This window comes from Aeromonas sp. SER, assembly GCF_038739615.1.
Classification (GTDB): Bacteria; Pseudomonadota; Gammaproteobacteria; order Enterobacterales; family Aeromonadaceae; genus Aeromonas; species Aeromonas jandaei.
This window is the reverse complement of the sequence record NZ_JBCGFC010000001.1, coordinates 62,348-85,644: the sequence shown is the minus strand read 5'-3', so window position 1 is coordinate 85,644 and position 23,297 is coordinate 62,348. Positions and strand designations below refer to the sequence as shown.

General features: G+C 59.2%; 24 protein-coding genes. 7 read left to right on the top strand and 17 right to left on the bottom strand.

Translation table 11 applies throughout. The features are described 5' to 3' along the window. Position 1 precedes the first annotated feature (1 nt). A complete protein-coding gene (gene apaG, locus AAHA41_RS00435) occupies positions 2-364 on the top strand; it encodes a Co2+/Mg2+ efflux protein ApaG (protein WP_104015625.1) in 363 nt (120 codons plus the stop codon). Positions 365-370: 6 nt separating this feature from the next. After that, positions 371-1,192: a symmetrical bis(5'-nucleosyl)-tetraphosphatase gene (locus tag AAHA41_RS00430; protein ID WP_321150493.1), complete on the top strand. Its 822-nt coding sequence runs from the start codon at positions 371-373 to the stop codon at positions 1,190-1,192. 77 nt (positions 1,193-1,269) lie between these two features. Here AAHA41_RS00430 and AAHA41_RS00425 read toward each other — a convergent pair whose 3' ends face one another. From AAHA41_RS00425 to rplU, 6 genes are all read right to left on the bottom strand, one after another. Continuing rightward, positions 1,270-1,770, bottom strand: coding sequence for a 2TM domain-containing protein (locus AAHA41_RS00425; RefSeq protein WP_041210433.1), 501 nt, complete (start codon positions 1,768-1,770; stop codon positions 1,270-1,272). Between the two features lie 227 nt (positions 1,771-1,997). Beyond that, positions 1,998-2,987, bottom strand: a complete 990-nt coding sequence (locus AAHA41_RS00420) for a luciferase-like monooxygenase (RefSeq protein ID WP_323068475.1) — start codon at positions 2,985-2,987, stop codon at positions 1,998-2,000. A 144-nt stretch (positions 2,988-3,131) separates the two neighbouring features. Beyond that, the gene (locus AAHA41_RS00415; RefSeq protein WP_323068474.1) at positions 3,132-4,502 is read right to left on the bottom strand and encodes a YjiH family protein; all 1,371 of its coding nucleotides are present in this window, start codon (positions 4,500-4,502) and stop codon (positions 3,132-3,134) included. Between the two features lie 296 nt (positions 4,503-4,798). Then, positions 4,799-6,001: an Obg family GTPase CgtA gene (gene cgtA / locus AAHA41_RS00410; RefSeq protein ID WP_041210430.1), complete on the bottom strand. Its 1,203-nt coding sequence runs from the start codon at positions 5,999-6,001 to the stop codon at positions 4,799-4,801. Positions 6,002-6,191: 190 nt separating this feature from the next. Further along, positions 6,192-6,449: a 50S ribosomal protein L27 gene (gene rpmA, locus AAHA41_RS00405; RefSeq protein WP_005304202.1), complete on the bottom strand. Its 258-nt coding sequence runs from the start codon at positions 6,447-6,449 to the stop codon at positions 6,192-6,194. A gap of 17 nt (positions 6,450-6,466) precedes the next feature. Then, entirely contained in the window at positions 6,467-6,778 is a 312-nt protein-coding gene (rplU, locus tag AAHA41_RS00400; protein ID WP_005304210.1) for a 50S ribosomal protein L21, read from the bottom strand. A gap of 242 nt (positions 6,779-7,020) precedes the next feature. Here rplU and ispB point away from each other — a divergent pair, with 242 nt between their 5' ends. Next, on the top strand, positions 7,021-7,992 hold the full coding sequence (gene ispB, locus AAHA41_RS00395; protein ID WP_323070592.1) for an octaprenyl diphosphate synthase: 972 nt from the start codon (positions 7,021-7,023) through the stop codon (positions 7,990-7,992). 62 nt (positions 7,993-8,054) lie between these two features. Here ispB and AAHA41_RS00390 read toward each other — a convergent pair whose 3' ends face one another. From AAHA41_RS00390 to AAHA41_RS00345, 10 genes are all read right to left on the bottom strand, one after another. Next, positions 8,055-8,246, bottom strand: a complete 192-nt coding sequence (locus tag AAHA41_RS00390) for a DUF2065 family protein (RefSeq protein ID WP_043851786.1) — start codon at positions 8,244-8,246, stop codon at positions 8,055-8,057. 97 nt (positions 8,247-8,343) lie between these two features. Further along, positions 8,344-9,228 (bottom strand): protease modulator HflC, encoded by an 885-nt coding sequence (gene hflC / locus AAHA41_RS00385; protein ID WP_041210428.1) that lies wholly within the window; start codon positions 9,226-9,228, stop codon positions 8,344-8,346. A 3-nt stretch (positions 9,229-9,231) separates the two neighbouring features. Beyond that, positions 9,232-10,380 (bottom strand): FtsH protease activity modulator HflK, encoded by a 1,149-nt coding sequence (gene hflK, locus AAHA41_RS00380; RefSeq protein WP_033114892.1) that lies wholly within the window; start codon positions 10,378-10,380, stop codon positions 9,232-9,234. A 92-nt stretch (positions 10,381-10,472) separates the two neighbouring features. Beyond that, positions 10,473-11,759 carry a ribosome rescue GTPase HflX gene (hflX, locus tag AAHA41_RS00375; protein ID WP_323070593.1) on the bottom strand — a complete coding sequence of 429 codons (1,287 nt, stop codon included), beginning with the start codon at positions 11,757-11,759 and terminating at the stop codon, positions 10,473-10,475. A 63-nt stretch (positions 11,760-11,822) separates the two neighbouring features. Then, a complete protein-coding gene (hfq, locus tag AAHA41_RS00370; protein WP_033114894.1) occupies positions 11,823-12,086 on the bottom strand; it encodes an RNA chaperone Hfq in 264 nt (87 codons plus the stop codon). A 73-nt stretch (positions 12,087-12,159) separates the two neighbouring features. Next, positions 12,160-13,089, bottom strand: a complete 930-nt coding sequence (miaA, locus tag AAHA41_RS00365; protein ID WP_323070594.1) for a tRNA (adenosine(37)-N6)-dimethylallyltransferase MiaA — start codon at positions 13,087-13,089, stop codon at positions 12,160-12,162. Continuing rightward, on the bottom strand, positions 13,079-14,950 hold the full coding sequence (mutL, locus tag AAHA41_RS00360) for a DNA mismatch repair endonuclease MutL (RefSeq protein ID WP_323070595.1): 1,872 nt from the start codon (positions 14,948-14,950) through the stop codon (positions 13,079-13,081). The genes miaA and mutL overlap by 11 nt, the downstream gene beginning before the upstream one ends. 17 nt (positions 14,951-14,967) lie before the next feature. Then, positions 14,968-16,521, bottom strand: a complete 1,554-nt coding sequence (locus tag AAHA41_RS00355) for an N-acetylmuramoyl-L-alanine amidase (protein ID WP_139395133.1) — start codon at positions 16,519-16,521, stop codon at positions 14,968-14,970. Continuing rightward, positions 16,512-16,985: a tRNA (adenosine(37)-N6)-threonylcarbamoyltransferase complex ATPase subunit type 1 TsaE gene (tsaE, locus tag AAHA41_RS00350; RefSeq protein ID WP_041210423.1), complete on the bottom strand. Its 474-nt coding sequence runs from the start codon at positions 16,983-16,985 to the stop codon at positions 16,512-16,514. The genes AAHA41_RS00355 and tsaE overlap by 10 nt, the downstream gene beginning before the upstream one ends. An 11-nt stretch (positions 16,986-16,996) precedes the next feature. Next, positions 16,997-18,508, bottom strand: coding sequence for an NAD(P)H-hydrate dehydratase (locus tag AAHA41_RS00345; protein WP_323070596.1), 1,512 nt, complete (start codon positions 18,506-18,508; stop codon positions 16,997-16,999). Positions 18,509-18,568: 60 nt separating this feature from the next. Here AAHA41_RS00345 and queG point away from each other — a divergent pair, with 60 nt between their 5' ends. Next, positions 18,569-19,723: a tRNA epoxyqueuosine(34) reductase QueG gene (queG, locus tag AAHA41_RS00340; protein ID WP_323070597.1), complete on the top strand. Its 1,155-nt coding sequence runs from the start codon at positions 18,569-18,571 to the stop codon at positions 19,721-19,723. 111 nt (positions 19,724-19,834) lie between these two features. Further along, on the top strand, positions 19,835-20,578 hold the full coding sequence (locus AAHA41_RS00335) for an ROK family protein (protein WP_041210420.1): 744 nt from the start codon (positions 19,835-19,837) through the stop codon (positions 20,576-20,578). Between the two features lie 92 nt (positions 20,579-20,670). On the opposite strand, the gene AAHA41_RS00330 is transcribed toward AAHA41_RS00335, so the two are convergent. Further along, entirely contained in the window at positions 20,671-21,126 is a 456-nt protein-coding gene (locus AAHA41_RS00330) for a hypothetical protein (RefSeq protein WP_323070598.1), read from the bottom strand. A gap of 483 nt (positions 21,127-21,609) precedes the next feature. Here AAHA41_RS00330 and metN point away from each other — a divergent pair, with 483 nt between their 5' ends. After that, positions 21,610-22,653, top strand: coding sequence for a methionine ABC transporter ATP-binding protein MetN (gene metN, locus AAHA41_RS00325; protein WP_043851794.1), 1,044 nt, complete (start codon positions 21,610-21,612; stop codon positions 22,651-22,653). Further along, positions 22,634-23,287: a methionine ABC transporter permease gene (locus AAHA41_RS00320; protein WP_005339070.1), complete on the top strand. Its 654-nt coding sequence runs from the start codon at positions 22,634-22,636 to the stop codon at positions 23,285-23,287. Before metN ends, AAHA41_RS00320 begins: the two co-directional genes overlap by 20 nt. Positions 23,288-23,297: the final 10 nt, after the last annotated feature.

Genomic DNA, 23,297 nt, shown 5'->3' with positions numbered 1-23,297 from the left:
GGTGGCACTCCCGCACATCGTTGTCCGCCCATACCCCTCGTATGTGGCGGATAGCAAAGACCCCTACCAGTTTCACTATCTGATCGAGATTGAGAATCTGGGGCCCGGCCCGGTGCAGCTGCTGCACCGGCGCTGGCTCATCACCGATGCCAATGGCAAGATGCAGGAAGTCTCGGGCCCCGGCGTGGTCGGGGAGCAACCCCTTATTGCCGAGGGAGAGACCTACCGCTACCAGAGCGGCGTGCCGCTGGCGACACCGCTCGGAGTGATGGAGGGGAGTTACACCCTGCAAGATGGCTCTGGCCAGCAGTTTGAGGCGCCCGTCGCCCCCTTCACGCTGGCCATCCCCAACATTATCAACTGAGGTTTCATGGCGAACTGTTTTGTCGGTGACATCCAGGGCTGTTACGACGACTTGCGCCGTCTGCTGGATCTTGCCAAGTTCGATCCCGAAAATGACGTGCTCTGGCTGTGCGGCGATCTGGTCGCCCGCGGCCCGGACTCGCTCAACACATTGCGATTCGTCAAGGATCTGGGCAACCGTGCCGTTACCGTGCTCGGTAACCACGACCTGCACCTGCTGGCGGTGGCCAATGGTGTTGCACCGCTCAAGAAGAAAGACAAGCTGCAGAGCCTGATGGATGCGCCGGATCGGGACGAACTGCTGGAGTGGCTGCGCCAGCGCCCGCTGCTGGCCGAACACCCCGACCTGCCCATCATGATGGTGCATGCCGGTATCTCCCCGGCGTGGGATGCCCGCACCGCCCGCAACTGCGCCCGCGAGGTAGAGAGCCTGCTGCGTGGCGATCAGTACCTGTGGTTGCTGCACAACATGTATGGCGATCAGCCGGATGGCTGGAAAGATGATCTGGTCGGGATCGACCGCTACCGCTACATCATCAACACCTTCACCCGGATGCGCTTCTGCTACTTCGATGGACGGCTCGACTTCAAATGCAAGAAGGGCCCCAAAGAGTCGACCCCGGGCCTGCGTCCCTGGTTCGAGCAGCGCGAGCATCACGTGGATGACCCCATTCTGGTGTTCGGCCACTGGGCGGCCCTGATGGGCAACACCGGCAAGAGCGATATCAAGGCGCTCGATACCGGCTGTGTCTGGGGCAACAGCCTCACCCTGTGGCGCTACGAGGATGATGCCCTCTTTGCCACCCCCTGCCCCACTCACGCCAGCTAGGGCAGTGGTTGCAAAGACCTGAACCAAAAAGAGAGCCCGGCAACTTGCCGGGCTCTCTTTTTCCACAACAGCTCTGGTTACAACTTGCGCCCCAACCGTTTCTCGATCTGGCGTCGCTCCCACTCCGGGCCAAACAGTTTGAAAGGCTCGAATATCCGAATAGCATGGGACGCCAACCCCAATCCCCACCCCAGCGCCGGCCACCAGGCCCAGATATAACCCGGGTTGCTCAGGTAGTTGATGACAAACAACCCGCCAATGACCAGCAGATAGCTGGCGACATGGTGATAGAAGCCCTTGAGCCCCTCCACATACTTCATGGCGGCCCGCTCCTCAGCCGATACCTGCAATCCATCCTGTTCCATCGTGTCACTCCCTCTCATCTCATGCTCCTGTTGCCGTGTGCCGTCCAGTTGCGCCACATCGAGCTCAAAGACGGCGGCCAGGGCCTTGAGGGATTCCAGTCCGGGTTGCTGACCCTGCTCGATCCGCTGAATGGTGCGAACGCTCAGGCCGGTAAAGGCGGCCAACTGCTCCTGTGACCAGCCCCGCTGCAATCTCAACTTCCTGACGATCATCTCGAACTCCTTGTGGTTGCTTGACGGAGCCAGCATAGGGGCCGGAGGGTGGCACGCGACACGACAGCAGCCTGACACCAACCTGACTTTCCTTTTAATTCAGTGCATTAGATAAAGGCTCGATATCCGGGATCCAGTTCCCCAGCTGCCCGTTTGCGAGAACCGGACAGCAGGGCGACACCAGACTCTCTCTGCAAGATAGCGCCTTTGTATGCGGGGAGGCGAGCTTATAGATCCCGCATCAATCCGGCAGCGATCTCGAAAGAGCGCAAGCGAGCCTGATGATCGACGATGGGACCGTTGAACATAAGCTCATCGGCTCGGGTTTCCGCCAGCAACGCCTTGAGGCCATGGCGGATCTGCTCCGGATCGCCAACCAGAGAGCGGGCAAGGGTCTGCTCCATCGCCATCAGCTCGCGCGGCGACCATTGCTCGCCCAACTCGGCAACCGGTGCTGGCAGCTTGCCCGCATCACCACGATGGAGGCGCAGGAACTGCTGCTGCAACGTAGTGAACTGGAAGCGCGCCTCCCGCTCGCTGTCGGCGGCGATCATGTTGATGCAGACCACCGCATGAGGCTTGGGCCAGCGAGCAGAGGGACGGTACTGGATACGGTAGATCTCCAGCGCCTGCAGCAACATGGCTGGCGCGAAATGGGAGGCAAAACCGAACGGCAAGCCCATCGCCGCAGCCAGTTGGGCACTGTAGAGGCTGGAGCCCAGCAGCCAGACTGGCAGATGCAGTCCCTGCCCGGGTACTGCCTGTACCGCGCCTATCTCGTCGCCAAAGTAACTCATCAGCTCGCGGACATCGGCCGGGAAGTCATCCACCTCACCGCTGCGTTGGCGTCTGAGGGCCCGCATGGTGCGCTGATCGGTACCGGGGGCGCGACCAAGGCCAAGATCGATGCGGTCAGGATAGAGAGAAGCCAGGGTGCCAAACTGTTCGGCAATGACCAGCGGCGAGTGGTTCGGCAGCATGATGCCACCCGCCCCGATCCGTAGGGTGCTGGTTGCCCCGGCAAGATGGCCGATCAACACAGATGTCGCGGCACTGGCAATACCCGGCATGTTGTGGTGTTCAGCCAGCCAGTAGCGGCGGTAGCCCCAACGCTCAGCATGTTGCGCCAGATCGCGCGAATGGCGGAACGATTCGGCAGGATGGGAACCCTCGGCAACCGGCACCAGATCGAGCAGGGAATAGGGGATGGCAGACATAAATACACTCCGTTGCATCACAATTTGCTAACAGAGGGGCACTCTACCATGAGATGTTCGAACGGAACACTTTCTGCCGTGGCAAACGCCAGATAGCAAAAGGCCACTCCACAGGGAGTGGCCTTAAGACTATGGCAGTCTGTATCAGAACAGCAGATGGGCCATACCGGCAATCACGGGCAGCGTCACCAGGGTACGCATCAGGAAGATAATAAAGAGCTCCCACAACTTGACCGGGATCTTGCTGCCCAGCAGCAGTGCCCCCACTTCAGACATATAGATAAGCTGGGTCACCGACATGGCTGCGATGACGAAGCGGGTCATCTCGCTCTCGATGCCGGACGCCAGCACAGCCGGGATAAACATGTCGGCAAACCCGACCATGATGGTCTTGGCAGCCGCTTCTGCCTCCGGCAGCTGCAGCAGTTCGAGCAAGGGAACGAACGGTGCACCCAGCCAGTTGAAGACGGGGGTATGTTCAGCCAGCATCAGGGCACAAGTACCGATCGCCATAACCACTGGCAGCACGCCAAACACCATGTCCAACGCGTTCTTCACCCCTTCCCGCACCACAGCACCGAGATCGGTCATCTTCTCCGCCTTGGTCAATGCACGCTCGAGACCATAGCTCAGCACGCTGTGCTGATGCGGTACCGACTCCTGCTTGCGGCACAAGGGGGTGCCATCGATATAGACATCCCTCTTCCAGCAGAGCGGTGGCAGGCGTGGTACCACGATAGCCGCAACCACACCGGCCAGGCAGACGGTCAGATAGAAGGGAACAAACATGTGCTCCAGCTTCACCTGCGAGATCACCACCAGGCAGAAGGTGATGGAGACGGCAGAGAAGGTGGTGCCAATGACGGCAGCTTCCCGCTGGGTATAAAACTTCCCTTCGTACTGCTTGCTGGTGAGCAAAATGCCGACGCTGCCATCCCCTAACCAGGAGGCAAAGCAGTCAACTGCGGAGCGACCCGGCAACCGGAACACCGGGCGCATGATGCGGGTCATCATGGTGCCGACGAACTCCAGCAGCCCGAAATCGAGCAACAGTGGCAACAGCAGGCCGGCGAAGATAAAGACGGAAAACAGCACTGGCAGCAGATCCTTGAGCACCAGCCCGCCGGTTGCGCCGGAATGTAGCACTTCAGGCCCAGTCTGGAAGAAGGTCAGCAGTACGAAGATCCCGCCCAGCACCCGCACACAGGCCCAGAAGGGGGAGACGTTGAACAGGCTATTGAGGAAAGGACGGCGCACCAGGAGCGCCGGTTTGAACAACCAGGCGACGACGGTCATCAGCATGGTGGTGGTGATCACCGCGCTGACCATGGCAACCAGATAGTCGGCAAACACCCGCTGAACCAGCTTGGCCAGCACGGCTACCGGAATGGTGACATTCCCATCATAGAGTACCGGAGTCATGAACAACAGGATCCCGATCAGCGAGGGGATCAAGAACATCAACAGATTGCGGCGGGTATTGACCGCAGGCGCTTCCAGACTCTTTTCCAACATAATCTACTGCCCTGACATAGCTAAAACTTATGCCGGATAATGCGCATATTCATGCACACCCAGCCAAACGGGGCGCAAGAATATCCCAATAGAATGGATTAAAAAAGCAATTTCAGATTAATTAACGAATAAATACCCAAATAAAACCGGCGTGAACGGATAAACAGGCAACTAGCGGAATATTAATTCACTAAACACTCTGCCCACCCCAAGCTAATCAGGTACAGAGACCAGGCGCCAGCCATAAAAAAACCGGAGCCTCTGCAGGCTCCGGTTTTTGGCAAAGAACAGCGAAATCAATCGCGGACGTAGATCACTTCCACGCCATCATCATCTTCGTCATCCCAGTCATCATCATCGAGACTCTCGTCGAAGGCCATGGAGGCGGCCAGCGCTTCCGCTTCAGCCTTGGCCAGCTGGTTCTTGTGGTAGTCATCCCACTTGAACTCCACTTTCTCAATCGCCTCTTTGGCATCCTGCTCCAGTTGACGGGGCATGGTATCCAGCAGATCCAGAATGTCGTAGCAGACCTTCTTGGTGCCTTCCTTGCTGATGGCAGTGATGGCGTAAACCGGCCCTTCGTGGTTGAGGGCGGCTTTCACGCGGTCCATCACCTCCTGAGCCTCTTCTTCCAGGATCAGGTCCATCTTGTTGAACACCAGCCAGCGCGGCTTGCCAGCCAGCTCGGGGCTGTACTTCTCCAGCTCACGCACGATGGTCACGGCATTTTCGGCCGGATCGGAACCATCAACCGGGCAGATATCCACCAGATGGATCAATACGCGGCAGCGCTCGAGGTGTTTCAGGAAGCGGATCCCGAGGCCCGCACCTTCGGCGGCCCCCTCGATCAGACCCGGGATATCGGCGATCACGAAGGAGCGTGAGTTCTCGCCACGTACTACGCCCAGGTTCGGCACCAGGGTAGTAAAGGGATAGTCAGCCACTTTCGGACGAGCGGCTGATACGGCGCGGATAAAGGTGGACTTGCCGGCGTTCGGCAGACCCAGCATACCGACGTCGGCCAGCAGCAGCAGCTCCAGCTTCAGGGTCCGCACTTCACCCGGAGTACCGTTGCTCTTCTGGCGCGGCGCGCGGTTGACCGAGCTCTTGAAGCGGGTGTTGCCAAGACCGTGGAAGCCGCCCTTGGCGACCAGCAGCTTCTGCTCGTGGTGAGTCAGGTCACCCAGCAGCTCGCCGGTATCTTCGTCGGTCGCACGGGTACCGACCGGCACACGCAGGATCTTGTCCTTGCCGCGGCGACCGGTACAGTTGGCGCTTTGACCATTCTCGCCACGTTCGGCGGCATGGAAGCGCTCAAAACGATAGTCGATCAGGGTGTTGAGGTTCTCGTCGGCAACCAGATACACGTCGCCACCGTCACCACCATCGCCACCATCCGGACCACCGTTGGGAATATATTTTTCACGGCGAAAGCTTACACAACCGTTACCACCGTCACCGGCATCGACTCGAATCTGGACTTCATCAACAAACTTCATAGGTAACCGTCACCTTAATTCGAAAAACCGATACGCAATTATAGTGGTACAGACCCCTGCGGGCGATACGCATCTTGCCTCACCGAGCCATCTCTGCGCCCGGGTCATCTGCGTTCCGTTTTTTCGTCATCATTTCGGAAAAACAAAAGCCCCGCCTGTTGGCGGGGCTTCGGATCCTTGCGGTCCGTAATTACTCAGCAACGATGCTAACGTACTTACGGTTCAGCGGACCTTTAACTTCGAACTGCACCTTGCCGTTCGCGGTAGCGAACAGGGTGTGGTCCTTGCCCAGACCAACGTTCTCACCAGCGTGGAACTTGGTGCCGCGCTGACGAACGATGATGCTGCCAGCCAGAACTGTTTCGCCGCCGAAGCGCTTCACGCCCAGGCGTTTGGCTTCAGAATCGCGACCGTTGCGGGATGAACCGCCAGCTTTTTTGTGTGCCATCTATCGGACTCCTCTAATTAAGCGCTGATGCCAGTGATTTTGACTTCAGTGAACCACTGACGGTGGCCCGCTTGCTTACGGTGGTGCTTACGACGACGGAACTTGACGATAGTCACTTTCTCGCCACGGCCGTGAGCCACAACTTCAGCTACAACCTTGCCACCTTCAACGAAAGGAGCACCTACTTTAAAAGTGTCGCCTGCAGCAACCATCAGAACTTCGTTGAAGTCGATGGTAGCGCCAGTCTCAACGTTCAGCTTTTCCAGACGAACGATTTGACCTTCGGCCACACGGTGTTGTTTTCCGCCGCTTTGGAATACCGCGTACATTTGATTAACTCCGTAAAGGCATGTCCTTTGCTCAAGGCAGACATGCACAAAAACCTATAACAATGGGCGGGCATTCTACGCAAATCGATCTGCTCAGGCAAGGCCATTTTCGCAAAAAGTTTATTTTGTGCGCATATCTGCCGCCGTGGATAAACGCTTAACTGTAACCCATTGTGAAATCGTGTAGAATCCCCAGCATTACTAAAAATCGCAGTTATTGCTGCTGTCACGTTACGAGACTTATGGACCAACAGACTATCCGTGCGCTCTGTGCCGCCGACATGACGGCGGTCAATGAACTGATCCTGGCCCGACTCCAGTCCGACGTTAGTCTGATCAATCAGCTGGGTTTCTATATTGTCAGTGCTGGCGGCAAGCGGATGCGCCCCATGCTGACTGTGATGGCCGCTCGCGCCTTGGGCTACGAAGGTGAGGATCACCTGAAACTGGCCGCCATTATCGAATTTATCCACACCTCCACCCTGCTCCATGACGACGTGGTCGATGAATCCGACCTGCGCCGCGGTCGCGAAACGGCCAATGCCCTGTTTGGCAATGCGGCAAGCGTTCTCGTGGGTGACTACCTCTACAGCCGCTCCTTCCAGATGATGGCCGAGCTCTCCAACCTGCGGGTGATGGAGATCCTCTCCGATGCCACCAACACCATCGCCGAAGGGGAAGTGCTGCAGCTGATGAACTGCAACGACCCGGATACTACCGAACAGAGCTACATGACGGTCATCTACTGCAAGACTGCCAAGCTGTTTGAAGCCGCGACACGCCTCGCCGCCGTGCTGACCCATCAGCCCCAACCCGTCGAGCAGGCAATGACCGATTACGGCAAGTATCTTGGCACCGCGTTCCAGATCATCGACGACGTGATGGACTACTGCTCTCAAAGCGAAGAGATGGGCAAGAACGTCGGCGACGATCTGGCCGAAGGCAAACCGACCCTGCCGCTGCTGCGTGCCATGGAAGTGGGTTCGCCCGAGGAGCGTCAGCTGGTGCGCGATGCCATCGAGCACCGCAACGGCATGGAACACCTCGACCAGATCCTGGCCATTCTCGATCGTACCGGCGCGCTGGAGTACTCCCGCATGCGTGCCCGGGAAGAGGCTGACAAGGCGATTGCCGCCCTCGCCATTCTGCCGGACTCCCAGCACAAGCAGGCTCTGGCAACACTGGCCCACATGGCCGTACAGCGCAGCGCCTGATCCCGTCACTGTTTTCATAAACAACAAGAGGCCCCATGGGCCTCTTGTTGTTTATGCGTTTGCTACCAGCGGCTCACCATCCAGAGGATCACGGCGCCCGCCACCACCAGCGAACCGCCGATACGGCGCAGCTGCTCAGCCGGCTGATCGCTCAGCAGCCGCAACATCTGCTGCCACCCTTTTGGCATCAACAAGGGACCGAGCCCTTCAAACAGCAGCAACAAGCCAATCCCTGTCAGTATGGATGTCATCATTGTGCCCTTCTCCCGTCAAAAACCACCTTCTCCGGTGGTTCGGCAGATAAATAAAAGGGCCTGACAATGCAGGCCCCTGGCAAGACAACTCCGGCGATTACTGCTTGGTGCCGTGAGGAGACTTGAGATAGCGGAAGAACTCGCTGTCAGGTTTGAGCACCATCAGCTCGTTACCGCCGGTGAAGCTCTTGCGATAGGCCTCCATACTACGCACGAAGCTGAAAAACTCGGGGTCTTTCTTGTAGCTTTCGGCATAGATCTTGGCCGCTTCTGCATCACCTTCACCGCGCAACTGACGGGCGTTACTCTCGGCATCCGCCAGCATGACGGTTACCTTACGGTCGATATCGGCGCGCAGGATCTCGGCCTTCTCGCGACCCTGTGAACGATGCTCACGGGCCACCGCAGTACGCTCGGCACGCATCCGCTGATAGATGGAATTGGAGACTTCCACCGGCAGGTTGATCTGCTTGATCCGCACATCTACCACCTTGATGCCGAGCTCGGAGGAGCGCGCCATCTTCTTCAGGGCATCTTCCATCACGGTACTGCGCTCACCGGAGACGATGTCCTTGATGGTGCGGTTACCGATCTCGGAGCGCAGACCATTGTTGATCTTGCGCTTGAGCAGATCTTCTGCCTGCAGCTTGTTGCCACCACCGGTTGCCAGGTAGTACTTGGAGAAGTCCTCGATCTTCCACTTCACATAGGAGTCGATGATCAGGTCTTTCTTCTCAGAGGTGACGAAACGGTCGGCCTGGCTGTCGATGGTCTGGATACGGGCATCCATCTTGCGAACCTGATCGATGAGCGGCACCTTGAAGTGCAGGCCCGGCTCATAGAGACGGGGCTCACCGGAATCAACCCGCTTCACCTTGCCAAACTGCACCACGATCCCCTTCTGACCTTCATCAACGATAAAGACAGAGGAGAAGCAGACCATGGCAGCCACAGCGATTGCACCAATAGCTAGCTTTTTCATCTATCAGTTTCTCCCTGAGCTGAAGCGGTCACCGCTACGCAGCGGCATCGGAGTGGAGTTGGCACCCTCGTTGGAAACAGGCGCAGGCTCTGCTACCGGCACAGTCGCAGGACGAGTCTGCTGAGCAGCTGCCGGCTTGCCAGTCAGCTTGTCGAGCGGCAGATAGATCATGCTGTTGTTGCCAGCCGGCATATCAACAATGACCTTGTTGGCCTGCTGATAGAGCTCTTCCATGGTTTCCAGGTAGATACGGTTGCGAGTCAGCTCGGGCGCAGCCTGATACTGGGGCAGCAACTCGTTGAAACGGGCCACTTCACCCTGTGCTTTCAGCACGATCTGGGACTTGTACGCTTCGGCTTCCTGCTCCAGACGCTTCACCTGACCACGGGCCTTGGGCTCGACTTCACGGGCATAGGCTTCCGCTTCACGGATGAAACGCTGCTCATCTTCCTGAGCGGAGATGGCGTCATCGAAGGCATCCTTCACCTCTTCCGGCGGACGTGCCGGCAGGAAGTTGACGTCGACAATCTGCAGACCCATCTGGTAAGGCTCGATGATGCCATCGATCACCTGCCAGGTCTCCTGACGCACTTTTTCACGACCGGTCGTCAGCACGTCATCCATCTTGGTGTGGCCCACCACGTAACGCAGGGCGCTATCGGTGGCCTGACTCAGACTCTCGTCGGCATTGGTCACGCTGAACAGGTACTGCTCCGGATTGACGACACGATACTGCACGTCCATCTCGACCCGTACCACGTTCTCGTCCTGGGTCAGCATAAAGCCGGACGCAGGCAGGGAACGCACGGACTCAACGTCCACCGGGATCACCTGATCGATGAAAGTCGGCTTCCAGCGCAGGCCCGGCTCGACGATATGGGAAAACTTGCCAAAGCGCAGCACTGCACCACGCTCGGCTTCGCGAATGGTATAGAAGCCGCTAACGACCCATACCACCACGGCGACAACCAGCGCGATGGAGATACCAAAGCGGCCTACATCGCCGCCAGATTTGCCACTGCCAAACAGGCCGCCAAAGCGACGACTCATCTTGCGCAGCATCTCGTCCAGATCAGGGGGCCCCTGATTCTTGCCGTTATTCCCCCAGGGGTCACGGTCTTTGCCGTTGTTACCAGGCTCATTCCAAGCCATCAGCGTCTCCATTAATACATGCAGATGGATATCATCTCTATCGGGTCACTGCTCGTTGACGAAGCCGCTAAGCGGTTATCCTCATCAACGGTTCAATGCCTGATAAAGCGTTGTAAATTCTCACCTTCCTGTTTCACGAGGCGGTTCCAGTCAGCCAGTTGCAGGCGGACTTTCAGCACAAAATCCCCTTCCTCGCTAAAACCTTCCTGCTCGATCCCTTTCAGCTGATAGAGCGCACTGCGCAATCTCGCAGCAGAAGGCGGCAGTTGCAGGGTGTGGTGCACCATGGAGCCAGCCAGCAATTCGGTCAGCGCCGCAAACAGAAACTCACACCCCTCGCCAGTCTGGGCAGACAGCCAGACCCGCAGCGGACGCCCCTCATCATCCCGCTCCAGACCCGCCGGGCGATCAGCCAGCTTGTCGATCTTGTTGCAGATCATTAGCTGGGGACGGTCATCCGCCTCGATTTCAGCCAGCACCTGTTGCACGGAGTCGATATTCTCCTGCATCTGCTCATCGGCACAATCCACCACATGGAGCAGCAGGTCCGCTTCGCGGGTCTCCTGCAGGGTCGCCTTGAACGCTGCGACCAGATCATGGGGCAAGTGTCGAATAAATCCAACCGTGTCGGCCAAAATCACATCGCCCACATCCCGGATCACCAGTTTACGCAGCGTCGGATCAAGGGTTGCGAACAACTGGTCGGCAGCATACACGCTGGCAGCTGTAAGTTGGTTGAACAAAGTAGACTTTCCGGCGTTTGTGTAACCAACCAGAGATACTGTCGGTACTTCATTGCGGTTGCGGGCACGTCGCCCCTGCTCCCGCTGTTTGGCCACCTTGTCGAGCCTGCGCAAAATCGCCTTGATGCGCTCGCGCAACAGGCGTCGGTCGGTTTCAAGCTGGGTTTCACCCGGGCCGCGCAAGCCGATCCCGCCTTTTTGACGTTCAAGGTGGGTCCAGCCTCGAACCAAACGGGTAGAAAGATGACGCAACTGGGCCAGTTCGACCTGCAGTTTACCTTCATGGGTACGGGCGCGCTGGGCGAAGATATCGAGGATCAGACCGGTGCGATCCACTACCCGGCACTGGAACAGACGCTCCAGGTTACGCTCCTGGGCAGGGGTCAGGGCATGGTTGAAGATGACGACGTCGGCATCCAGCATCTGGACCTGGTACGCAATCTCTTCAGCCTTGCCACTGCCGACAAAATACTTGGCGCTGGGCGCACTGCGGCTGGTGGTGATGACACCCAGTGCATTGACGCCAGCCGAGCTCACCAGCATCTTGAGCTCTTCCAGATCCTCCCGCTCCCCCTCATCACTGAAGTTGACGTGCACCAGAACGGCCTGTTCGCCAGCTTCATAACGGTCAAACAAGCGCTTGCTCCTTAACAGGTTTCATGATGAATCTGAGTTGGCGAGTCGACTCGCCCCGGGATATCACGCCTCGGCATCACCCTGTTCATCACCGGCGCCACCGGCAGCCTGTTGATGATGGTTGACGGCACGGGCCGGAACCACGGTAGAGATGGCGTGCTTGTAGACCATCTGGCTCACGGTGTTCTTCAGCAGAATGACAAACTGGTCGAAGGATTCGATTTGACCTTGCAGTTTGATGCCGTTCACCAAATAGATAGAAACAGGAATCCGCTCACGGCGCAGCGCATTCAAAAACGGGTCTTGGAGAGATTGCCCCTTAGCCATTTTTCTTTTCCTTATAGTTTGTTGTTTTTAAACACCGGATATTCAATATAACAACCTGATTATACAGGGAGTGTCAAGCCGCACCAGCGCGAGCAAGCACGCGGGCGAGGTTGTCAGACTCACCGGATTCCAGCCAGGTCACATCGGCCCAACCGCGCAACCAGGTCATCTGCCGTTTTGCCAACTGGCGAGTGGCAACAATGCCACGATAACGCATCTCATCATACTCTATCTCGCCGTTCAGGTAGTCCCACATTTGGCGATAACCTACACAGCGAATGGAGGGGAGATCCGGGGTCAGATCGCCACGAGCCATCAAAGCCCGCACTTCCTGCTCGAAATCCCCCTGCAGCATCTTGTCGAAACGCTGTTCGATCCGCTGATGCAGCACGGCGCGATCGCTCGGGGCGATGGCAAACTGCTGCACCCGATAGGGCAGCCCCTCCCCCTGCACCCGGGTCAGCTCGGTGAGGGTCTTGCCGCTGATGCGGTAAACCTCGAGCGCCCGGCTGAGCCGCTGCGGGTCATTGGGATGAATACGCGCCCCGGCGACCGGATCGATACGCACCAGCTCATCGTGCAGCGCCTGCCAGCCAAGACGGACAGCCTCCTCTTCTATTCCAGCCCGAATGACGGGGTCGGCAGAAGGGAGCGGAGAGAGTCCTTCCAGCAGCGCCTTGAAATAGAGCATGGTACCGCCCACCAGCAGCGGAATGCGGCCGCGGTCGGCGATCTCCTTCATCTCCCGCAGGGCATCCTTGCAAAAATCGGCTGCCGAATAACTTATGGCGGGATCGAGGATATCGATCAGCCGGTGCGGGGCTCGTGCCAGTTCATCGGCGGTCGGCTTGGCCGTGCCAATATCCATGCCGCGATAGATCAGCGCCGAATCGACGCTGATGATGTCGCAGGGCAACACCTGACACAGTTCAATGGCGAGATCCGTCTTGCCGGAGGCCGTCGGCCCCATCAAAAAAATTGCGGTCGGCAAGTCACTCGCCATGTTCAAACTCCTCAAGCACAGCCGCCAGCGAGAGCGGGCGGGCCATGCGAATATCTGCCAGTTGGTCACTGAAATCGGTCACAAGTTCCGTCAGCAGACGACTGGCAGTTGAAAAATCGTATATTTTTTCGCGGCTTATCCCCTGCTCCACCAGCCATTGGCATAATACTTCAGCCTGCTGGCCAGCATCACTGTCAGATCCGCCCTCGATAATTTGCAGCAATTCGGGTAACAGACGCACCAGATCGGTCTGACGCAGCAGAGCAGGCACCCGCGTCAGGATCATGGTGTCGCGCCCCCCGCTTTTCAACTCCAGCCCCATCCGTTTCAGCAGTCGCTCCTGCTCTTCTACCAGCGAACTCAGGTTCTTCGGCAGCTTGAAGGAAACAGGCAAGAGCAGCGGCTGGGCTGCCAGCCCCTGGCCCCAGGTCTCCAACAGCCAGTGGCGCAGCAGCAGACGCTCGGCACGTACCAGTGAAAGCAGCGCCAGCTGACCATCCCGCTCGAACAGTAGATAAGCCTGCTCCACCAGAGTCAGTGCCCGGCACCCGCCCTGTTTTGAAACCGTCTGAGTGGCTACACCCGGCTCGGGAGCTGAAGCGGTTGTGGCAACGGGCAGCGTGGTAAGCAAGGCCCCCATGCCACGCATCGCCTCCCGGCTCGGCGGCTCGGGTGGTTGATAGTTGCTGACCCGGCCTGCACCACCACCGCTCCCTTCCCGCACCTGCGCCGGCGCCCGATAGCTGTGTTCGGCGCCATACCACTCGGTACGCGGTGCCTGACCGGGATATTCGATCTGCGGGCTGGCCGGCAGCTCGACCAGCGTCTCGGCCAGCGGCTGCTCTTGCTCGTTGACGGCGCGACCTTCGCGGCGCAAGGCGGTAAAGAGTGCCTGAAAGATAAAGTCGTGGATCAGCCGCGCCTGATGGAAGCGCACCTCGTGCTTGGCAGGGTGAACGTTGACATCCACCTGACGGGGATCCAGCTCGATATAGAGCACATAGGCTGCAAAGCGGTCGGCGGGCAGCAGCTCGTCATAGGCCTGACGAATGGCATGATTGATGAGTTTGTCGCGCATCATCCGGCCATTGACATAGGTGTATTGCAGATCGTTCTGCGGTCTGGCGCCCTCGGGGGTCGCCAGCCAGCCCCACAACCGCACGTCGCTGTGCTCGCTCTCGACAGCCAGCGCATGGTGCATGAAGGGGGTACCGCAGACGGCAGCAAGACGCCGCTCCTGCTCCGGCACCGTATTGGCGGCCTTGTATTGGCGCACCACCTTGCCGTTGTGGCGCAGGATCAGGGTGACGTCGAAGCGGGAGAGAGCGATGCGACGCACCAGCTCGTCGATATGGGCAAACTCGGTCTTTTCGCTGCGCATGAACTTGCGCCGCGCCGGAGTATTGAAGAAGAGATCCACCACCTCCACCGTGGTACCCACCGGATGGGCCGCCGGCTTGACGGTGACGCTCATCTCGCGCCCTTCGGCCTGCGCCTGCCAGGCTTCGGCCTGCTCGGCGGTGCGGGAGGTGAAAGTGAGGCGTGAGACCGAGCTGATGGAGGCAAGCGCCTCGCCACGAAAACCGAGGCTGTTGATCCCCTCCAGATCATCGAGGGTCGCCACCTTGGAGGTGGCGTGGCGCGACAACGCCAGCACCAGCTCATCTTTGGCAACGCCGCAACCGTTGTCACGGATGCGGATCAGCTTGGCGCCCCCCTTGTCGATATCGATTTCGACCCGGTCTGCGCCCGCATCCAGACTGTTTTCCACCAACTCCTTGACCACGGAGGAGGGCCGCTCCACCACCTCTCCGGCGGCAATCTGGTTGGCCAGAATAGGTGGCAAAATACGGATCGGCATCGCTAGCTCCCGCTCAGTTATTGCTTGGGAATATAGAGCACCTGCCCTATCTGGATTTCCCGTGACTTGAGTTTGTTGATCTCCGCCAGTCTCGCCTGACTCACGCCGTACTTCTCGGCCAGGCGCGAGAGGCTCTGACCGCGCGTGACCACGTGGCGGATCATCTGCGACTTCTCGTTTTCCTGCACGCTGGTGACCGGAGCGCCGGTCTCTTTGGCCGCCTCGGAATAAGGCTTGATCACCCCAGCACCGGAGGAGCTGCCAGAAGCGCTTGTGCTATCGCGCACCGTCGCCGGCATCCGGTTGGTCACAACCGGCTGGGACTGAACTGCTGCCGGCTTGCTCGCAACCTGCCTGGCTGGCGCAGGTTTGCTGGCAGCGACCTGTTTATGGGTCGAGGCCGGGGCGCTGGCAACCCCCTTGCCGGTGAGCATGGCACCCTTGGTCGGGTGAGCACGGTAGTAGTTGCGGATACCTTCGAAAATGGCGCGAGCCAGCTGATCCTGATAGCTGGCGGTAGCCAGCAGCTGCTCTTCCGCATGGTTGGAGATAAAGCCGGTCTCAACCAGCACAGAGGGAATGTCAGGGGCCTTCAGCACCGCCAGACTGGCGTGCTCCGGCGCTCTCTTGTGCAGCCGTGCCACCTTGCCCAGCGAGCGCAGGATCTGACGGCTGACGTCATAACCCTCGGCACGGGACTTGTCCATCGAGAGGTCGAGGAAGGTCTGCGCCAGATAGGGGTTGGGATCGGATTCGGCCAACACCTTGCCGACACCACCCAGCAGCTCACCCTGCTTCTCCTGCTTCTCCAGCCAGCTGCCCATCTCGCGGTTGGCGCGGTTGGTCGAGAGTACCCAGACCGAGGCACCACGCGGAGTGGAGTTGTGGAAGCTGTCCGCGTGCACCGATACCAGCAGGTCGGCCTTGGCTTTGCGCGCGATCTCGGAACGCTTGTTGAGATCAACGAAGTAGTCGCTGCGGCGGGTCAGCACGGCGCGCATGCCCGGCTCACGGTCGATCAGTGCCGCCAGTTTCTGGGAAACCGCCAGGGTCACCCGCTTCTCATAAGTGCGGCGCGGGCCGATGGAACCCGGGTCTTCACCGCCGTGGCCCGGGTCGATGGCAATCACCACCCCCTTGCCCTTGCCGCCAACCGGCGTGGACTGTACCGCGGCGGCCGAGCGCTTCTCTTCATAGGGAAGGTCGATCACCAGACGGTGACCATAGGGGCCGGCAGGCGCCAGCGGAAAGACTACCGGCTTGATGGCAGAGCTGAGGTCGAGCACCAGACGCAGCCCCCCCTTCTCCAGCGGTGAACTTTCACGAATTTTACGCACCAGTTCGCTGCTGTTCTCGACCCGCGCCAGATTGGTGGCGTTGCTCGCCCCTTTCATGTCGATCACCAGCCGATCGGGGCCAGTCAGGGTGAAATAGTTGAAATCGGGGGCGCTGCTCATGTCGAGCACCACCCGGGTGTTATCAGGTGATGGCCAAATCCGCACGCTCTTGAGCTGATTAGCCCAGGAGGGTAACGCCATCAGGGAGAGAGCAATAACAAGGATCAAACGCACGTGGATGACAACCGTTCCAGAATAGCTTCGCCAGTAGCAGAACGAGCTTCAATCAGAGCTTCGCGCTGCTCGCCTACATAAGTGAGGGTGATCTCGAGATCAGGCGCCGGCAACCAGCCTTCCCCCTTCTCCGACCACTCCACCAGACAGAGGGTATTGGCGGCAAAATAGTCGCGAATTCCCATGAATTCCAGCTCTTCCGGATCGGCCAGACGATAGAGATCGAAGTGGTAAACCTGCCACCCCTCCAGCTCGTAGGGTTCCACCAGGGTATAAGTCGGACTTTTCACCTTGCCCTGATGGCCAAGCCCCTGCACCCAGCCACGGGTCAGGGTTGTTTTGCCAGCCCCGAGCGTCCCGTGCAAAAACACGGTCGTCGCCTGCTGGCAAGCCTTTGCCAGACGGCCTCCCAGAGCCACTGTTGCTGCCTCGTCCGGCAGTGTCATCATCAACTGTTTTGCCATGTTCTTCTTTTTTAACTTGTTATGGTGTCGGGATTAACCAGCTTGCGGATAAAGGGCAGCAGATCTGATGCCAGCATGCCACGCTCTCCATCAGCAGCAGCCAGAACGGCTGCCTCACCGTGGATCACGGCCCCCAGCCAGGTTGCCAGGGTGGCAGACCAACCCTGAGCCAAAAGGGCGGCGATTATACCAGATAACAGATCGCCCATGCCGCCACTTGCCATGCCGGGATTGCCTTCATTGCACAAGGCAAGCCGCTCGCCATCATGGATGAGAGTCCCCGCCCCCTTGAGCAGCACCACTCCGCCGTAACGCTGTTGCAGCGCCCGCACGGCGGCAAACCGGTCTGCTTCAATCTCGGCAATGGAACACCCCAGCAGCCGCGCCGCTTCGCCAGGGTGCGGAGTGAGCACCCAATTATCCTGATGGCGGGGAGATTGCGCCAGCCAATTCAACCCGTCGGCGTCCAAAACCAGCGGCAATTGTTCGGTAAGGTGGCGGGCAAACTGCTGTCTGCCCCACTCCCCCTGACCCAACCCGGGGCCAATGACCCGAACCGAGGCCCAACCGTCATCATCTTCTCCCTGCAGGCTCATCAATTCAGGCTGATAGAGGCTGACCGGCGGCAACGCCGGGTGCTGGCTGACTCGAACCAGACCGGCGCCTGCCCGCAGACAGGCCCGGCCGGCGAGCACAATGGCCCCCTGCATGCCGCACTCCCCGCCCACCAGTAACACCTTGCCGTGGGAACCCTTGTGCGAGGAGCGCTGACGCGGGGTCAGCAAGGATTGCAGCACAGGATAATCGAGCCGCCATGCTGCGGGGTGAATCTCATCATCAGGCATGACACCAAGCGGCTCACAATCGAGCTGACCGGTCACATCGACCCCGTCTGCAGTGAGCAGCCCTTGCTTGATACCGATAAAGGTAAGAGTTCGGGTCGCCCGCACGGCAGCCCCCATGATCCTGCCGGTATCGCCATTGAGGCCAGAAGGAAGATCGACCGCCAGCACAGGTGCAGCCAACTCATTGATTGTTGCGACGATCTTTGTCAGTAACGGTGCAAGGGGTGTACTGACACCGGTGCCAAGCAGGGCATCGACCACCAGATCGGGAGGAGGAAATAGCGCCTGATCGAACTGCTCTGCCAGCCAGACCTCACCACCGGCCGCCAGCCAGCTATCGGCGGCAATCCTGGCATCCCCTTTCAGCTGGTCGGGAGAGCGAGCGGCGATCACCACCGGCTCAAGGCCACGTTCACGGGCAAGGCGGGCCAGCACATAGCCATCGCCGCCATTGTTGCCGGGGCCGACAAAAATCCACCAGCAGTTGCTCGCGGGCCAGTGACTGCAGGCATAGGTACAAAGCGCCAGCCCTGCCCGCTCCATCAGCGCATAGAGGGGTTGCCCCTCACGCTCGGCCCAGCGCCGCTCTCGCGAGCGGATCTGTTCAGTCGACCACAGCCCCTGTGATAGACTGCTTCCCACTTTTTTGCACCAAGCGTCCCCGATGACCTCTACCATGATGGCTCCCGATCTGCTCTCTTTCGCTCCAAGTGCTCAAGTGCCGGGATGCCATGCAGCATGACAACACCTGATTTCAACCAGCTGGCTCAAGATATCAAGCTCTGGGCGAGCGAGCTAGGATTTGACCAGGTTGGCATCACCGACTCGGATCTGCGGGCCGAAGAGCCGAAATTGCAGGCCTGGCTGGACGCCGGTTATCACGGCACCATGGATTACATGGCGCGTCACAGCATGATGCGCGCCCGCCCCCATGAGTTGCTGCCGGGCACCTTGCGGGTCATCTCGGTGCGAATGAACTACCTCCCCTTCGAGGCGGGCTTTGCCGCCACCCTGCGCGACCCGACTCTCGGCTATATCAGCCGCTACGCCCTCGGCCGCGACTACCACAAGGTGCTGCGCAATCGCCTCAAACAGCTGGGTGACCGAATCGAAGCACGATGCGCCAAGTTGTTTCAAGGCACGTCTGACACCCTTGGTGAGTGGCGCCCCTTTGTCGACTCCGCTCCCGTGCTGGAGCGGCCGTTGGCCGCCAAAGCTGGCCTCGGCTGGGTTGGCAAACACTCACTGCTGCTCAATGAGTCAGCCGGATCCTTCTTCTTTTTGGGGGAGCTGCTGGTAAGCCTGCCACTCCCCATCGATGTGCAGGTGGAAAAAGAGCAGTGCGGCAAGTGTGTCGCCTGCATCAACATCTGCCCCACTGGCGCTATTGTCGCTCCCTATGTGGTGGATGGCCGCCGCTGCATCTCCTATCTCACCATAGAGAACGACGGCCCTATTCCGGAAGAGTTCAGACCCATGATGGGCAACCGCATCTATGGCTGCGACGACTGCCAGCTCATCTGCCCGTGGAATCGCTACGCAGATGCTAGCCCGGAGCCCGATTTCAGCCCCCGCCCCAGCCTGCATCGCCCGCCCCTGCTGGCGCTGTGGCGCTGGAGCGAGGCCGAGTTCCTCAAACATACCGAGGGGAGCCCGATCCGCCGCATCGGCTATCAACGCTGGCGCCGCAATCTGGCGGTAGCCCTTGGCAACGGCCCGGCCAACCCGGAAGTGATGGCTGCCCTGCAGCAAGCACTGCCGGAAGCAGAGCCCATGGCGGCAGAACATATTGAATGGGCGCTGGCAACGCTGGCCAGACGCCAGGATGAAACGAACAAGAAAACCCGCCTGCTGATCCGTTGCATCGAAAAAGGTCTGCCGGATCACGCCTGAGTGATCTGCCCCTTGCCGGATTGCAGCAGTTTTTTCATGCTCTGCCGACCCACAAAGATCAGCACGCCATGGTTGAGCAACAATGGTCGGCACACAAAAAGGACATCACAGATGCAAATGTTGGGAGTGGATATTGGAGGCTCGGGGATCAAGGGCTGTCTGGTCGATACCGAAACCGGTGAGCTGATTGGCGAGCGCCATCGCATTGCCACACCACAGCCGGCCACCCCGGCCGCCATTGCCCATACCCTCAAGGCGCTGGTGGAACACTTCGACTGGAAAGGGCCGGTGGGCTGCGGCTTCCCGGCCACCATCCACAACGGCATTGCCAAGAGCGCAGCCAACATCGACAAGAGCTGGATTGAGACCGATGCCGAGCACCTGTTTGCCGATGTCACCGGCAAGCCCTGCTATGTGCTCAACGATGCCGACGCCGCCGGTCTGGCCGAGATGCGCTTTGGTGCCGGCAAGGATCGCAAGGGTGTTATCATCCTCATCACGGTCGGCACCGGTATCGGCACCGCAGTCTTCGTCAACGGTCACCTGCTGCCCAACACCGAGCTGGGCCATCTGATGCTGGAAGGGATGATCGCCGAGCACTACTGCTCCGACGCAGTGCGCAAACGCGAGGATCTCTCCTGGGGGCGCTGGGGCAAACGCTTCAACAAATATCTGGCTCGCCTCGAGTTTCTCTTCTCCCCCGACCTCTTCATTCTGGGCGGCGGCAGCGCAGCCAAACTGGAGAAGTTCGTCGATCGCATCGAAACCCGGGCACCACTCATTCCCGCAGCCAGTCTCAACCAGGCCGGAATTATCGGCGCGGCGCTCTACGCCGCTGAACGACATCAGGGCTGATTGCACATCGGAGCCATGAGCTCCCGATACGAAGAGGGCCTGACAGCAATACCGGGCCCTCTCTCTATCTGGTGATCGATCCTCTGTCTTTGCTACAAGTCATCGAGCTGGTGGGCACCGTGCACCAAGCGGGTCAGGCGGGTCTGCTCCAGTCGGGCCAAATTATCCAGCAATTCAGCCGTGCTCCGAGTCGGGCACTCCCGGGCCAGATGACCCAGTTCGCCAATCAACTGCCCCTCCCAGCGGCAAACCAGGGCTACGATATCTCCGGTTCTGGCTGAAGCAGGCAATTCGCAGCACATAATCGCTGGCAACATGTCCTCGCTAAAGCTCTGATCCAGCCAGGTCTCCCGCACCGTGCCGCCCAGCTGGCTGGCATACTCCTGCAGATGGACGCTCGCGGCATCCTCCCGCCCTTGCAGATAGACCAGCAACATCCGGCAGCGTTCGCTATCCACCTGATTGCCCAGACGCCGGTAACAGAGACCGAGCTGGTGATGCACCTGCTCGAGGTAGTGCAGCAACTCTTTGATCTGTTGGAATCTCATCGCTCTGCCCTCCATGGGAAATCCGCAACCTCAGTATAAAAAACGACCAGTCAGGCCCCAATCACGATCAGGCATCTTCTTGCGCTGCATCAAAATTGGCCGAGGTATATATAAGTGGGCAGACAGGGGGTTCAACTTTATGCAATTCTGGGGCTTGTGAGGGGTAGGCTCCACAGCCGGATAGTCGCGACAGGGATACCTAATAGAACAGAGCATCACACGCCATCAGCCAACTTTAATTCGGCTCTTTGGCTTCAAAGCGAAATTCAATATGGAATAACGCCAAACCCTGCTATTCCTTATCTGCCAACTGAAAATCCTTATCACTTTTTTAGACGTCTAGACGTAAAAACATGCGTTGACACAGCCATCCGGACATCTTAGCATCATCCCCCATGATGGCAGTGCAACCTAGTGAAACCTCTGCCCAATTTTCTCGCCTGTAGCGCCCTGTGCTGTAAGGCTGTTAGCACGGAAGAATCCATGATTAAGTTGATCGGTCTCAACAAAGTCTACGGTACAGGCAGTGACGCCGTGCACGCCCTGCGTGACGTGAGTCTGCATGTACCCCAAGGCAAAATCTTCGGGGTGATCGGTGCCTCCGGTGCCGGCAAGAGTACCCTCATCCGCTGTGTCAACCTGCTGGAGCGCCCGACAGAGGGCCAGGTGATTGTCGACGGCCAGGATCTGGTCGCCCTGAGCGAACGGGATCTGACCCAGGCCCGCCGCCAGATCGGGATGATCTTCCAGCACTTCAACCTGCTCGCCTCCCGAACCGTGTTTGCCAACATCGCCTTTCCGCTGGAGCTGGCAGGCTGGAACAAGGATCAGATCAAGAGCCGGGTCGAAGAGCTGCTGGCGCTGGTCGGGCTGGAAGCCCGTGCCCACGCCTATCCATCCGAACTCTCCGGCGGTCAGAAACAGCGGGTCGCCATAGCCCGGGCGCTGGCCCCGGCGCCCAAGGTGCTGCTCTGTGACGAGGCCACTTCGGCGCTCGATCCGCAGACCACCCGCTCGATCCTGACCCTGCTCAAGGAGATCAACGTCAAGCTGGGGCTTACCATCCTGCTCATCACCCACGAAATGGATGTAGTGAAGGGGATCTGTGACGAAGTGGCCATCATCAGCGATGGTAGCCTGATCGAACAGGGCGAAGTGGCCTGGTTCTTCAGCAATGCCAAGACCCAGCTGGCCCGCGATTTCATTCGCTCCACCATCCATCTGGAGGTACCGCAGGAGTATCAGGATCGGATGAGCAATGAGCGAGTGCCCGGCAGCTACCCGCTGCTGAAACTTGGCTTTACCGGCAGCACGGTCGATACGCCGCTCATCTCCGAGGCGAGCCGCCGTTTCAATATCGATATCAGCATTCTGAGTGCCGACATCGAGTACGCCGGTGGCGTCAAGTTCGGTTTCCTGCTGGCCGAGCTGTTCGGGGATGAAGCCCAGTGCGAAGCGACCCAGCAGTTCCTCATCGACAATCACATTCAGCTGGAGGTAATGGGTTATGTCCGAAGCCATGATTAATCTGCTCATCACGGCCCTGGGCGACACCCTTATCATGGTGTTTGCCTCCGCCCTGTTTGGCTGCCTGCTCGGCCTGCCGCTCGGCGTGGCGCTGCATGTGACCAAAGCCGGCCAGATCCTGGCCAACCCGCTGCTCAACCGCACTCTGGGCATGGTGGTCAACGTGGGTCGCTCGGTGCCCTTTATCATCCTGCTGGTCGCGATTATTCCGCTGACCCGGCTGATTGTCGGCACCAGTATCGGCACCATCGCCGCCATCGTGCCGCTGACCGTCGGTTGCATCCCCTTCATCGCCCGTCTGGTGGAAGGTGCCCTGATGGAAGTCCCCGACGGCCTGCTGGAAGCGGCCAAGGCGATGGGTGCCAAGCCATTGCAAATCATCACCAAGGTGCTGCTGCCCGAGGCCCTGCCCGGCATCCTCAACAGCGTCACCATTACCCTCGTCACGCTGGTGAACTACTCCGCCATGGCTGGTGCCATCGGTGGTGGTGGTCTCGGTGATGTGGGCATCCGTTACGGCTATCAGCGCTTCGATCCGACCGTCATGCTGGTCACCGTCGTGATACTGGTCGTGCTGGTTCAACTTATCCAGAGCGCGGGTGAGCGCCTGGTCAACAAATGTGATCATCGTTAATCGTCGATTT